The 13,314-nt window shown below is 71.2% G+C and carries 9 protein-coding genes and 1 tRNA gene; 7 read left to right on the top strand and 3 right to left on the bottom strand.

The window, feature by feature from the left end; translation table 11 throughout:
- Positions 1-43 precede the first annotated feature (43 nt).
- The 3 genes from Q7F20_RS14820 to Q7F20_RS14810 form a co-directional block, all read right to left on the bottom strand.
- Positions 44-742: a DedA family protein gene (locus Q7F20_RS14820; RefSeq protein WP_305740838.1), complete on the bottom strand. Its 699-nt coding sequence runs from the start codon at positions 740-742 to the stop codon at positions 44-46.
- Positions 743-856: 114 nt separating this feature from the next.
- A tRNA-Leu gene (locus Q7F20_RS14815) sits at positions 857-940 on the bottom strand.
- Positions 941-1,027: 87 nt separating this feature from the next.
- Positions 1,028-2,320 (bottom strand): MFS transporter, encoded by a 1,293-nt coding sequence (locus Q7F20_RS14810; RefSeq protein ID WP_305740837.1) that lies wholly within the window; start codon positions 2,318-2,320, stop codon positions 1,028-1,030.
- A 56-nt stretch (positions 2,321-2,376) separates the two neighbouring features.
- Between Q7F20_RS14810 and mnmA the strand changes: the two genes are divergently transcribed.
- The 7 genes from mnmA to gatB all read left to right on the top strand — a co-directional run bounded on the left by mnmA (position 2,377) and on the right by gatB (position 13,235).
- Complete coding sequence (gene mnmA, locus Q7F20_RS14805; RefSeq protein WP_305740836.1) at positions 2,377-3,483, top strand: tRNA 2-thiouridine(34) synthase MnmA; 1,107 nt, start codon at positions 2,377-2,379, stop codon at positions 3,481-3,483.
- Between the two features lie 68 nt (positions 3,484-3,551).
- Positions 3,552-5,903 (top strand): NAD-dependent DNA ligase LigA, encoded by a 2,352-nt coding sequence (ligA, locus tag Q7F20_RS14800; protein ID WP_305740835.1) that lies wholly within the window; start codon positions 3,552-3,554, stop codon positions 5,901-5,903.
- Positions 5,904-6,084: 181 nt separating this feature from the next.
- A complete protein-coding gene (locus Q7F20_RS14795; RefSeq protein ID WP_305740834.1) occupies positions 6,085-7,446 on the top strand; it encodes an alpha/beta hydrolase in 1,362 nt (453 codons plus the stop codon).
- 85 nt (positions 7,447-7,531) lie between these two features.
- Positions 7,532-9,841, top strand: coding sequence for a transglycosylase domain-containing protein (locus Q7F20_RS14790; RefSeq protein WP_305740833.1), 2,310 nt, complete (start codon positions 7,532-7,534; stop codon positions 9,839-9,841).
- Between the two features lie 48 nt (positions 9,842-9,889).
- Positions 9,890-10,189, top strand: coding sequence for an Asp-tRNA(Asn)/Glu-tRNA(Gln) amidotransferase subunit GatC (gene gatC / locus Q7F20_RS14785; RefSeq protein ID WP_070416660.1), 300 nt, complete (start codon positions 9,890-9,892; stop codon positions 10,187-10,189).
- Entirely contained in the window at positions 10,186-11,730 is a 1,545-nt protein-coding gene (gene gatA / locus Q7F20_RS14780; RefSeq protein WP_305740832.1) for an Asp-tRNA(Asn)/Glu-tRNA(Gln) amidotransferase subunit GatA, read from the top strand. The genes gatC and gatA overlap by 4 nt, the downstream gene beginning before the upstream one ends.
- The gene (gene gatB / locus Q7F20_RS14775) at positions 11,730-13,235 is read left to right on the top strand and encodes an Asp-tRNA(Asn)/Glu-tRNA(Gln) amidotransferase subunit GatB (protein WP_305740831.1); all 1,506 of its coding nucleotides are present in this window, start codon (positions 11,730-11,732) and stop codon (positions 13,233-13,235) included. Before gatA ends, gatB begins: the two co-directional genes overlap by 1 nt.
- Positions 13,236-13,314 lie beyond the last annotated feature (79 nt).

Raw genomic sequence — 13,314 nt, 5'->3', positions numbered from 1 at the left:
GGTGCCAGCCGGCACCGCGCCTCCTGTCAGGCAGGGACCACCGTCAGGGCTGCGGCTCCGCCCCCGCCTCGGCAGCGGCCTCGGCGCGCTTCGCCTTGCGCGCGTTGCGGAAGTACGTCAGCGCCATCGGCACGACCGTCACGACGACGGCCGCGAGCAGGATGACGTCGATGTAGGACCGGACGATGTGCGCGACGAACGGGATGTGCCCGATGAAGTACCCGAGGAAGGTCACGCCGACGCCCCAGATCACGGCACCGATCGCGTTGTAGAGCGAGTACTTCTTGTAGTTCATCCGGCCCACACCGGCGGCGATCGGCAGGAACGTCCGCACGACGGGGACGAACCGGGCGAGGATCACCGCGAGCGGCCCGAACCGGTGGAAGAACGCGTTGGTGCGGTCGACGTTCGCCTTGGAGAACAGACCGCTCTCCTTGCGCTCGAAGATCGGCGGTCCGGCCTTCTTGCCGATGTAGTAGCCGAGCTCACCGCCGAGGAAGGCCGACGCAGCGATCATGAGCGCGGCGACCCAGATCGGGATGCCGCCGATCTCACCGCCACGGTCGAAGGCGAACAGGCCGGTGATCACGAGCAGGCTGTCGCCCGGGAAGATGAAGCCGACGAGCAGCCCGGTCTCGGCGAAGATGATGGCGCACACCACGAAGACGGCGATTGCCCCGAAGTTGTCGAGGATGTACTGCGGATCCAACCAGGGGATCAGAGCGAGTGCGACGGAGTGCATGGTTCTTCCGGTCGTGGAGGCGGGACACGGGGAGGCGTCCCGCAGGACGAGGGTACCGTCCGCGGGTGACGGCGACGTCCCTCGGTGGTATGAGATGCGCGAGGACGCGATCTCTGGTGCGGAAGGAGGGACTCGAACCCTCACGCCAGGGGCACAGGAACCTAAATCCTGCGTGTCTACCGATTCCACCACTCCCGCGAGCAGCGGCAGTCTACCGAGCGTGACCCTCCCGGCGGACGCGATCCGCGCCTCCCGACCCGCATCGCCCGGCCGTCCGCCGGGCGGTCAGCGCAGCTTCCGGGGGAGGTACCGCGGGACGTACCGGAGCAGGATGCCCGCTCCGACGAGGCCGAGCACGCCCATCACGCCGCTCGCCACGGCGATCGACGCGACGGCGGTGACGCCGGAGATCACGAGGGGGGCTGCGGCTTGCCCGAAGTCGCCGGTGAACCGCCAGGCGCCGAGGAAGGGAGCGGGGTGGTCCCGAGGGGCGAGGTCCGCGCCGAGCGTCATGAGGATGCCGGAACCGACGCCGTTCGCGAGCGACATCCCCATGGCGATCGCGACGAACCAGCCCACACGCGCATCGAGGTGGCCGGACCACGCCAGCAGGAAGTAGCTGATGCTGAGCCCGACCATGCACGGGAGCGCGCTCGCGAGCCGCCCCCACCGGTCCATGATCTGCCCGCTCGTGTAGAAGAGCGCGAAGTCGACGGCGCCGGCGATGCCGATCACGAGGGCGGCCGTCGAGTCGTCCAACCCGACGCTGACCGCCCAGAGCGGCAGGATGACCTGCCGTCCGGCGCGGAGCGCGCCGATCAGGCCGGCACCGCTGCCGAGCCGGAGGAGCACAGCCCGATTGGCGCGGATGGTGCGGAAGAGGCCGTGCGCTTCCTCCTGCACGAACTGCGCGCCGGTGTCGGTGGGCGGCTCGGTCACGTCCGTCGCGTGGTCCGCGGTGGTCCGGGAGGCGCGGCTCGGCCTGCGGAAGCCCCGTGCGCCCGTCGCGGGGTCGCGCAGGACGAGGAGGGTCGCCGCCGCCAGGAGGCAGCAGACGATGTGGATCCAGAACGCGCTCTGCGTGGTGCCCGTCAGGTGCACGACGCCCGCGGCGATGAACGGGCCGACGAAGTAGCCGAAGCGGAACACCCCGCCGAGGCTCGACAGCGCCCGTGCCCGGATGTGCAGGGGGATCGCGGTGGTCATGTAGGCGTGCCGGGCGAGCGCGAAGACCGCGGTGGAGACGCCGACGAGGAAGACGCCGAGGGCGAGCACCCACGGGTTCGGGGCGACCGTGCACACCAGGAGCCCGCCGACCGAGACCGCAGCGGCGCCGATCATCGCGTTGCGCTCGCCGATGCGTGCGACGACGACGCCGGACGGCACGTCCCCGATGAGCTCGCCGACGAGGATGAGCGCCGCGACGAAGCCGGCGAATGCCAGGCTCGCGCCGAGGGAGTCCGCTGCGATCGGGATGATCGGGATGATCGCGCCCTCGCCGATCGCGAACAGCGCGGCAGGCAGGAAGCCGGACAGCAGGACTGCCCGGAAGTCGAAGGCGGGGGTCTCGGAGGTCATCGCTCGGTCAACGGTACGCCCGCGGTACCGCTCCGAGGGCGGGTTACCCTGGATGCATGCGAGTTCTGGCGGCGATGAGCGGTGGTGTCGACTCGGCGGTGGCCGCAGCCCGGGCGGTCGACGCCGGGCACGACGTGGTCGGCGTGCACCTGGCGCTGAGCCGCATGCCCGGCACCCTGCGCACCGGCAGCCGCGGGTGCTGCACGATCGAGGACTCGATGGACGCCCAGCGCGCCGCGTCGGCGCTCGGCATCCCGTACTACGTCTGGGACTTCTCGGCACGGTTCAAGGAGGACGTCGTCGACGACTTCGTGGCCGAGTACCAGGCCGGCCGCACGCCGAACCCCTGCATGCGCTGCAACGAGCGGATCAAGTTCGCGGCGCTCCTCGAGAAGGCGCTCGCCCTCGGGTTCGACGCCGTCTGCACCGGGCACTACGCGTCGATCCTCACCGGCCCGGACGGGTCGCGCGAGCTGCACCGGTCGGCGGCGTGGGCGAAGGACCAGTCCTACGTCCTCGGCGTCCTGACGGCCGAGCAGCTCCAGCACGCGATGTTCCCGCTCGGGGCGACCCCCTCGAAGGACGAGGTCCGCGCCGAGGCCGCCGCGCGTGGGCTCACCGTGGCGCAGAAGCCCGACTCCTACGACATCTGCTTCATCCCGGACGGTGACACCCGCGGGTGGCTGGCCGACCGCGTCGGCACGGCCCCCGGCGACGTCGTCGAGCGGGACGGCACCGTCGTCGGTGCGCACGAGGGCGCGACCGGGTACACGGTGGGGCAGCGGCGCGGACTGCACCTCGGTCGGCCGGCAGCGGACGGCAAGCCGCGGTTCGTGCTCGAGATCCGCCCGAAGGAGAACACCGTCGTGGTCGGCCCGAAGGAGGCGCTCGACGTGACCTCGATGTCCGGCTCCCGCTTCACCTGGGCCGGCACGGCGCCGACCGACCCGTCCACGCCGTTCGCCTGCGACGTGCAGATCCGGGCGCACGCCGACCCGGTGCCGGCGACCGCACGGGTGACCGACGGCCAGCTGGTGATCGACGTCGACGAGCCCCTCTCGGGCGTCGCGCCGGGGCAGACCGCGGTCGTCTACGTCGGCACCCGCGTGCTCGGGCAGTGCACCATCGACGCGACGGTCTCGGCCGTGCCCGCCGCGGTCTGACCACGCGGCGCTCCCGGGTTGTCCGTCGGCTGCGCGTCCGGTCGGTGGTTGCCGGTAGAACTGAGGGCATGAGCGACACGACGCCCGCGGACTCGACGTTCGAGACGATCGACCCCGCAGCACTCGACGCGGCGCAGGCGCAGCGAGAGGTCGACCGGCTCCGGTCCAGCATCAACGAACTGCGGCACGCGTACTACGACGAGAACGGTTCGACGGTCTCAGACGGCGACTACGACGCCCTCGTCCACCGCCTCGACGCCATCGAGCGGCGCTTCCCGGAACTCCTCACCGAGGACAGCCCGACGCAGACCGTGGGCGGACAGGCGCAGACCGTGCAGTTCGCGCCCGTCGAGCACGCCGAGCGCATGCTCAGCCTCGACAACGTCTTCAGCCCGGACGAACTGGTCGGCTGGGCGGTCAAGGTGCAGCGCGACGCCGGTGCCGAGCGCGTCCGGTTCCTCACCGAACTCAAGATCGACGGGCTCGCGATCAACCTCCGGTACGAGAACGGCCGGCTCGTCTCCGCCGCGACGCGCGGTGACGGCGTCGTCGGCGAGGACGTCACCGGCAACGTCCGCACGATGGGCACGATCCCGGACCGCCTGTCCGGCTCCGGGCACCCGCCCCTGGTCGAGGTCCGCGGCGAGATATTCTTCCCCGTCGAGCAGTTCGACGAACTGAACGCCAAGCAGCGCGAGGCGGGGGAGCGCGTGTTCGCGAACCCGCGCAACGCCGCAGCCGGGTCCCTGCGGCAGAAGGAAGAGGGCAAGTCCGAGGCCAAGCGCGAGCTCATGGTGGACCGGCTGCGTCGGCTCCGCATGCTCGTGCACGGCATCGGCGCCTGGCCCGTCCGCGAACTCGAGCGGGACACCGACGTCCGCGCGCAGTCCGAGGTGTACGAGCTCCTGCAGACCTGGGGCCTGCCGACGAGTTCGCACTACCGGGTCTTCGACTCCATCGACGAGGTGCTCGGTTTCGTCAAGGACTACGGCGAGCGTCGGGCCTCGGTCGAGCACCAGATCGACGGCATCGTGATCAAGGTCGACGACCTCGCCCTGCACGAGGAGCTCGGGTCGACGTCGCGTGCCCCGCGCTGGGCGATCGCCTACAAGTACCCGCCGGAAGAGGTCCACACGAAGCTCCTCGACGTGGTCGTCAGCGTCGGTCGGACCGGTCGCGCCACGCCCTTCGCGGTGATGGCCCCGGCCGAGGTCGCCGGGTCCGTCGTCCGCCAGGCGACCCTGCACAACCAGCAGGTCGTCAAGGCGAAGGGCGTCCTCATCGGCGACACCGTGGTGCTCCGCAAGGCCGGCGACGTCATCCCCGAGGTGCTCGGTCCGGTCGTCGAGCTCCGCGACGGCAGCGAGCGCGAGTTCGTCATGCCGACGAACTGCCCCGAGTGCGGAACGCCCCTCGCCCCGGCGAAGGAGGGCGACATCGACCTCCGCTGCCCGAACGCGAAGAGCTGCCCGGCGCAGGTGCGCGGCCGGGTCGAGCACATCGCCTCGCGCGGCTCGCTCGACATCGAGGGGCTGGGCGAGGTCGCCGCGGCCGCCCTGACCCAGCCACTCCACCCCGAGCAGCCCCCGCTCCGGACCGAGGCCGGCCTGTTCGACCTGATGATGGAGGACATCGTCCCGATCGAGGTCATCGTCCGCGACGCCGAGACCGGCATGGAGAAGACCACGGACGAGGGTGCGCCGAAGCGGGTCACCCCGTTCAGCCGGGCGCGCAAGAAGACCGACCCGCCCTTCGACCCCGATGCCCGGGGAGCGGACTACACCGGCGAGCCGAGTCGGTACCCGTCGAAGAACGCGTTCGAGATGCTCGCGAACATCGACGCCGCCAAGACGAAACCGCTCTGGCGGATCATGGTCGGCCTGAGCATCCGGCACGTCGGGCCGGTGGCCGCCCGTGCGCTCGCGAACCACTTCGGCTCCCTCGACGCCATCCGTGCCGCCTCGCGCGAAGAGCTCGCGGCGGTGGACGGCGTGGGCGGCATCATCGCCGACGCCCTGCTCGACTGGTTCGAGGTCGACTGGCACCGCGACATCATCGACCGCTGGACGGCGGCGGGCGTGCAGTTCACCACGCCCGGGCACCCCGGACCGGGCGCTGCGGCCGAGGACGGCGGTGTGCTCAGCGGGTTGACGGTGGTCGCGACCGGTTCCCTCGAGGGGTACAGCCGGGAAGGCGCACAAGAGGCGATCATCGCCGCGGGCGGCAAGGCCGCCTCGAGCGTGAGCAAGAAGACGGACTTCGTCGCGGCCGGACCCGGTGCCGGTTCGAAGCTCACCAAGGCCGAGCAGCTCGGGGTCCGGATCATCGACGCGGAGCAGTTCCGACTGCTCGTGACCGAGGGGCCGGGAGCGCTCGGCGAGGCTCCTGAGTCCCCGACCGAAGGCGCCGCCGAGGGCTGAGCGGGGGCGCGAGCACGTCCGGCTCCGGGCCGCACGCTGCGGCGCGCCTGTGTATGTCCCCAGTTCGGGGGACAAGTTGCATCGCGCACGCCCGGGTGAGCGCTGTTCTCCTTACACTCGACAGAGCATCACCCGTCGTCTGCAGGGGGACGACGGGACGGCCTTCCCGGGGGAGACCCGATTGCTGCTCATCGCCGCGGCTCTGCTCACCGCCTCGATGCACTCGCTCGGAGTGGTCGAGGCCCCAGTCGCGCCCGCCGCCCACTCCGCGGCCGTCGTGCACGCCGCCGCGCACCTCCCTGAGGACGGCTCAGTACCCCGACCGGTCATGACCGGGGTACATCTCGCGTCGGACCGGGTCGGGCTCGACCGCGGTCCCGCGTTCCTGACGGACCTGTCGTCGCTCGGCCGAGCGGACCTGCTCCGAGCCGGACGGGACCGCCGCGTGCTCGCCACCGCCGAGGACCACCCGCCGAGCGCCACCGAGGTCGCCGCCTGGTGGTCCGGACTCACGGACGACGAGCGCGAGACGCTGACGACGCTCGCACCGTCGGTCGTCGGGAACCTCGAGGGCGTGCCCTACTCGGTCCGCGACCGGGCGAACCGCGCGGTCCTCGTCACGGGCCTCGCCGACCACTCGACCGCCGCGGCCGTGACCGCGATGCTCGGCCAGGTCCGCGACGCACTCGTGCACGAGGACGGAGCGCCGGACCGGTTCCTCATCACACTCGACACGCGGGGGGCCGGACGTGCGGCCATCGCCGTCGGGGACCTGGACACCGCTGCCGACGTCACGGTCGTCGTCCCCGGGATGTTCTTCACCGTGACCGGCCAGATGGCGGACTTCACGAACACCGCGAACGACCTCTACACCGAGCAGGCCACGGTCGCCGGGCTCGCGGCTCCCGGATCGGGGAACGGCGTCGCGGTCGTGGCGTGGATGGGGTACCGCACGCCCGACCTGTCGAACATCATGTCGCTCGGGATGGCGAAGACGGGCGGGGAGCGGCTCGCGCGCGCGGTCGGCGGGCTGCGCACGATCCGGGACGGGGACGAACCGCGGGTCAACATCGTCGCCCACTCCTACGGGTCGACCGCGGCGCTCATGGCGCTGGCGTCGGGGCAGATGAGCGCCGACACCTTGACGGTCCTGGGGTCACCGGGGAGCGACGTCCGCACCGCCGCGGACCTGGCCGTGCGCACCGGAGGGGTGTTCGTCGGCGACGCGCACAGCGACCCGATCGCCGGTTCCGGGTACTTCGGCACCGACCCCGGCTCGGCGGGCTTCGGCTCGACGGTGCTCAACCTGACCGGCGGCGTCGACGCGCAGGGCGCCGGCGACGTGTTCCGTCGACCGGTCGGCCACAACGACTACCTGAAGCCGGGCACGGCGTCGCTGCACGACGTGGCGCTCATCGCCGTCGGCCGCGGTGACCTCGTCCGCGAGCAGGTGCGGCGGGGCGAGCGCGGTCACGACGGGCTGCCGCAGACGTCGCCCGACATGTACCTCGTCCGACCGCAGGACCTCCAGCCACGCGACTGATCCTGGGTGGCAACCTGAGCGGCGGCGCAGCCTGGACTCGTTCCACGGCAGAACCGGTCCAGATCGTGACCGTACGGTTCCCTGCATGCGTGTGGTGCGATGGCCTGGTGCTCTCCTGACGTTCGTCGCGATGTCGGCGCTGGCCGGCATGCTCGTCGCCGTGGCGGTCACGCCGGGGGTCGCCGTCGCCGGCGAGAGCACCTCCGGGGCGGTGTCCTTCTTCGAGGACCTGCCGAGCTACCTCGACATCCAGACGCCGCAGCAGGTCTCCTCCGTCTACGCGGAGAAGGGCGGCCAACAGGTCAAGATCGCCTCGTTCTACGCCGAGAACCGCACGACCGTGGCGTCGGGGGCGATGGCGAAGACCCTCAAGCAGGCGGCGATCGACACCGAGGACCCCCGCTTCTACGACGAGGGCGGCATCGACGTCGTGGGCACGCTCCGCGGTGCGGCGGCGACGGTCGTCGGCGGTGACGTGCAGGGCGGATCGAGCATCACCCAGCAGTACGTGAAGAACGTCCTCGTGCAGCAGTGCGAGGAGCTCACGGGCAAGGACGCCGCGGACACCGAGAAGAAGATCGCGGCGTGCTACGAGGACGCCGCCGGAGTGACCCCGCAGCGCAAGCTCCAGGAGATGCGGTACGCGATCGCCGTGAACAAGAAGTACTCGAAGGACCAGATCCTCACCGGGTACCTCAACCTCGTCGGCCTCGGCGGTCGGGTGTACGGCGCCGAGGCCGGTGCCGAGTACTACTTCGGCGTGCACGCGAAGGACCTCTCGCTCGTGCAGTCGGCCACCCTCGTCGCCATCCTCAACAACCCGTCGAACCTGCGCATCGACCAGCCGTCGAACGCCGACAACGGCGCGAAGAACGGCTACGCGGCCACCAAGGAGCGCCGCGACTACGTGCTGCAGCGCATGTACGTCCACCACGACATCACCAAGGCGCAGCTCGACCAGGCGAAGGCGACGCCGATCACGCCGAGGATCACCGCGACGGCGAACGGCTGCTCGTCGGCCGCGAGCGGGTACGACGCCGGCTACTTCTGCGACTACGTGCGCGACCAGGTGCTGCAGGACCCCGCGTTCGGCAAGACCGCCGCCGAGCGCATCGCGACGCTCGACACCAAGGGCCTCGAGATCCACACCTCCCTCGACCTCGACCTGCAGGCACGGGCGCAGACCGCGCTGTCGACCTACGTCCCGTCGACGATGGCGGGCGTCGACGTCGGTGGCTCGAACGTCACCGTGGAGCCGGGGACCGGCCGGATCCTCTCGATGGTGCAGAACACGCAGTACACGCAGGGCGACACCTCGACCGCCGGGTCGACCGCGGTGAACTACAGCGCCGACAGCGGCTACGGCAACTCGGGTGGCTTCCAGACCGGCTCGACGTACAAGGTGTTCACGCTCGCCGAGTGGCTCGCCACCGGGCACACGCTGTCGCAGTCGGTGTCGACGACGGAGCACACGTTCCAGAACTCGGAGTTCACGAACACCTGCCAGAACGTCAGCGGCGGCACCTGGCCGGTGTCGAACGCCGAGAACGTGCCGTCCTCGATGACCGTGCAGGCGGCGACGTCGGAGTCGATCAACACCGCCTACGCCGCGATGGGCAAGCAGCTCGACCTCTGCAAGATCGCCCAGCTCGCCCAGTCGATGGGCATCCACCCGGCGCGCGGCGGCGCACTCGGGCAGACCCCGTCGTCGATCCTCGGCGTCAACAACCTGTCCCCGATCGACCTGGCCGAGGCCTACGCGGGTTTCGCGAACGGCGGCGTCGTCTGCACCCCGACCGCCATCGACTCCGTCACCGAGTCCGACGGCACGAAGATCACCCCGACGCCGTCGTCCTGCACGCAGGGCGTCGCGGCCGACGTGGCCGGGACGGTCGACTACGCGCTGCAGGGCGTGCTGACCGGATCCGGCACGGCCGCGAGCGCCAACCCCGGCGACAGCACCCCGAAGTTCGCGAAGACCGGCACCACCGACGGCGACGTGCAGAACTGGCTCGTGGCGTCGAGCACGAAGTACACGAACGCGACCTGGATCGGCAACGTCCAGGGCAACGTGAGCCTGGCGAACTGGCCGTTCCTGCAGGGGACCACCGGGTACAGCGCGAAGTTCGGCGTCGGGAAGTCGATGATGACGTACCTCGACCAGACGGTCGGGGGCGGGGCGCTGCCGGCGGCCGACCCCGCGATGATCGGGCAGGTCAGTCACACGTCGTCGAGCGGGGACGCGGGTTCGGCGGGTGCCTCGGCGGGGTCCACGGCCGGTTCCGGGCAGGGGAACACGCCCACCACGCAGCAGCCGGGGCAGCAGTCTCCACAGGGGCAGCAGCCCGCCGAGCAGTCTCCACAGAAGCCGCAGGGGAAGCAGAAAGGCCACTGAGGCACCAATAGACTGGTGCGCAATCCACGAACCGATCGACGGAGCACCATGCCTGACATCACGAGCGAGCAGGTCGCCCACCTGGCGAACCTCGCACGTATCGCACTCACGCCCGAAGAGATCGAGAAGCTCACGGGGGAGCTGTCGCACATCGTCGACAGCGTCGCCAAGGTCACCGAGGTCGCCACCCCGGACGTCCCCGCGACCAGTCACCCCGTGCCGCTCGGCAACGTCACCCGACCCGACGTGGTCGGCCCGACCCTCACGCAGGAGCAGGCGCTCTCGGGCGCTCCGGACTCCGACGGCGAACGGTTCCGCGTGACGGCCATCCTGGGAGAAGAGCAGTGACCGACATCACGAAGCTGAGCGCCGCGGCGCTCGCCGACGCCCTCGTGGCGCGCGACGTCTCGAGCGTCGAGGCCACCCAGGCGCACCTCGACCGCATCCAGGCGGTGGACGGCGACGTCCACGCCTTCCTGCACGTCAACCAGAACGCGATCGCGGCGGCGAAGTCGATCGACTCCCGCCGCGCCGCCGGAGACGACCTCGGCCCGCTCGCCGGCGTGCCGATCGCCATCAAGGACGTCCTGTGCACGCAGGACATGCCCACGACGTCCGGCTCGAAGATCCTCGAAGGCTGGGTCCCGCCGTACGACGCGACCCCGGTCGCGAAGCTCCGTGCGGCCGGCCTCGTGCCGCTCGGCAAGACGAACATGGACGAGTTCGCCATGGGGTCGACGACCGAGTTCTCGGCCTACGGCCCGACGCACAACCCGTGGGACCTCGACCGGATCCCGGGCGGCTCCGGCGGCGGTTCGGCCGCCGCGGTGGCCGCGCACGAGGCACCGCTCGCCCTCGGCTCGGACACCGGCGGCTCGATCCGTCAGCCGGGTGCCGTCACCGGGACCGTCGGCGTGAAGCCGACCTACGGCGGGGTGAGCCGCTACGGCGCGATCGCCCTGGCGTCCAGCCTCGACCAGGTCGGCCCGGTGTCGCGCACGGTCCTCGACGCCGCGCTGCTGCACGACGTCATCGGTGGACACGACCCGCGCGACTCGACGAGCATCCCCGACGCCTGGCCGTCGATGGCGGCCGCGGCGCGCGAAGGGCTGCAGGCGGACACGCTGCGGGGCCTCCGCGTCGGCGTCGTGAAGGAGCTCGCCGGGGGCGAGGGCTTCCAGGCCGGCGTCACCCAGCGCTTCCAGGAGACCGTGGCGCTGCTCGAGTCGGCCGGTGCCGTCGTCGTCGAGATCGACGCGCCGTCGTTCGCCTACGCGATCAGTGCCTACTACCTGATCCTCCCGGCCGAGGCGTCGTCGAACCTCGCGAAGTTCGACTCGGTCCGCTTCGGGCTCCGGGTGACGCCCGAGAACGGCGCCACCGTCGAGGACGTCATGGCCGCCACGCGCGAGGCCGGTTTCGGTCCCGAGGTGAAGCGTCGCATCATCCTCGGCACCTACGCGCTGAGCGCCGGCTACTACGACGCCTACTACGGGTCGGCGCAGAAGGTCCGGACCCTGGTCCAGCGTGACTTCCAGGCCGCGTTCGAACAGGTCGACCTGCTGGTCAGCCCGTCGGCCCCGACGACCGCGTTCCCGATCGGCGAGCGCATCGACGACCCGCTGGCGATGTACCTCAACGACCTCACGACGATCCCGGCGAACCTCGCCGGCGTGCCCGGCATGAGCATCCCGAACGGCCTCGCTCCCGAGGACTCGCTGCCCACGGGGGTCCAGCTCATGGCGCCGCAGCGCGAGGACGCCCGGCTGTACCGCTACGGCGCCGCCCTCGAGCGTCTCCTCGAGCAGCAGTGGGGCCGGCCGCTCATCGACAGCATCCCGGACCTCGACCAGACCCAGCAGGCCGCTGCGCAGGAAGGTGTGATCTGATGGCGCAGAAGGACGCGCTGATGGACTTCGACGAGGCGCTCCGGCTGTACGAGCCGGTCCTCGGCTTCGAGGTCCACGTCGAGCTCGCGACGAAGACCAAGATGTTCTCGGACGCGCCGAACTTCTTCGGTGGCGAGCCGAACACGAACGTGACGCCGGTCGACCTCGGGCTGCCCGGGTCGCTGCCGGTCGTCAACGAGCAGGCCGTGCGCTACTCGATCCAGCTCGGGCTCGCGCTCGGCTGCTCGATCGCCGAGTCCTCGCGGTTCGCCCGGAAGAACTACTACTACCCGGACAACCCGAAGAACTACCAGATCTCGCAGTACGACGAGCCGATCGCGTACGAGGGCGAGGTCGAGGTCGAGCTCGCGGACGGCACGATCTTCCAGGTGCCGATCGAGCGCGCCCACATGGAAGAGGACGCCGGCAAGCTGACGCACGTGGGCGGCGCGACGGGTCGCATCCAGGGCGCCGAGTACTCGCTCGTCGACTACAACCGCGCCGGGGTCCCGCTCGTCGAGATCGTCACGAAGCCGATCTTCGGCACGGAGGAGCGCGCACCCGAGCTCGGTGCGGCGTACGTCCAGGTGATCCGCGACCTCGTCCGGGCGCTCGGCGTCTCCGAGGCCCGCATGGAGCGCGGCAACCTCCGCTGCGACGCGAACATCTCGCTGCGTCCGCGCGGCCAGGAGAAGCTCGGCACACGCACCGAGACGAAGAACGTCAACTCCTTCCGCGCCGTCGAGCGGGCCATCCGCTACGAGATCCAGCGCCAGGCGGCCATCCTCGCGGCCGGTGGTTCGATCACGCAGGAGACCCGGCACTGGCACGAGGACACCGGTCGCACCTCGGCCGGGCGTCCGAAGTCCGACGCCGACGACTACCGCTACTTCCCGGAGCCCGACCTGCTCCCGGTCGTGCCGGACCCGGCCGTGATCGAGGAGCTCCGGGCGTCGCTGCCCGAGGCGCCGGTGGCACGCCGCCGTCGGCTCAAGGGCGAGTGGGGCTTCAGCGACCTCGAGTTCCAGGACGTCGTCAACGGCGGCCTGCTCGACGAGGTCGAGGCCACGGTCGCAGCCGGTGCGTCGCCCCAGGCCGCGCGCAAGTGGTGGACCGGCGAGATCAGCCGTGTCGCGAACGCGCAGGAGGCTTCGGCAGGCGACCTCGTGTCGGCGCAGCACGTCGCCGAGACGATCGCGCTGGTCGAGTCCGGTGACCTGACCGACCGTCTGGCGCGTCAGGTGCTCGAGGGCGTCATCGCGGGCGAGGGCTCGCCGGCCCAGGTCGTCGAGGCCCGCGGGCTCAAGGTCGTGTCGGACGACTCGGCGCTCACCGCCGCGGTCGACCAGGCGCTCGCCGCGCAGCCCGACGTCCTCGCCAAGATCAAGGACGGCAAGGTCCAGGCGGCCGGCGCCATCATCGGCGCCGTGATGAAGGCCATGCAGGGACAGGCGGATGCCGCCCGTGTCCGCGAGCTGGTGCTGGAGCGCGCGCAGCAGTCCTAGTCCGGACCGGGACGATCCGAGGAGGGGGGGGGGGGCCCGGGGCCCCCCCGCCCCCCCGGCACCGGGGGCGGGGGGGCGC

It is taken from the genome of Curtobacterium sp. A7_M15, assembly GCF_030705415.1.
Taxonomy (GTDB): domain Bacteria; phylum Actinomycetota; class Actinomycetes; order Actinomycetales; family Microbacteriaceae; genus Curtobacterium.
Note: the sequence above shows the minus strand (reverse complement) of the source record. Positions and strands in the feature narration are given on the sequence as shown.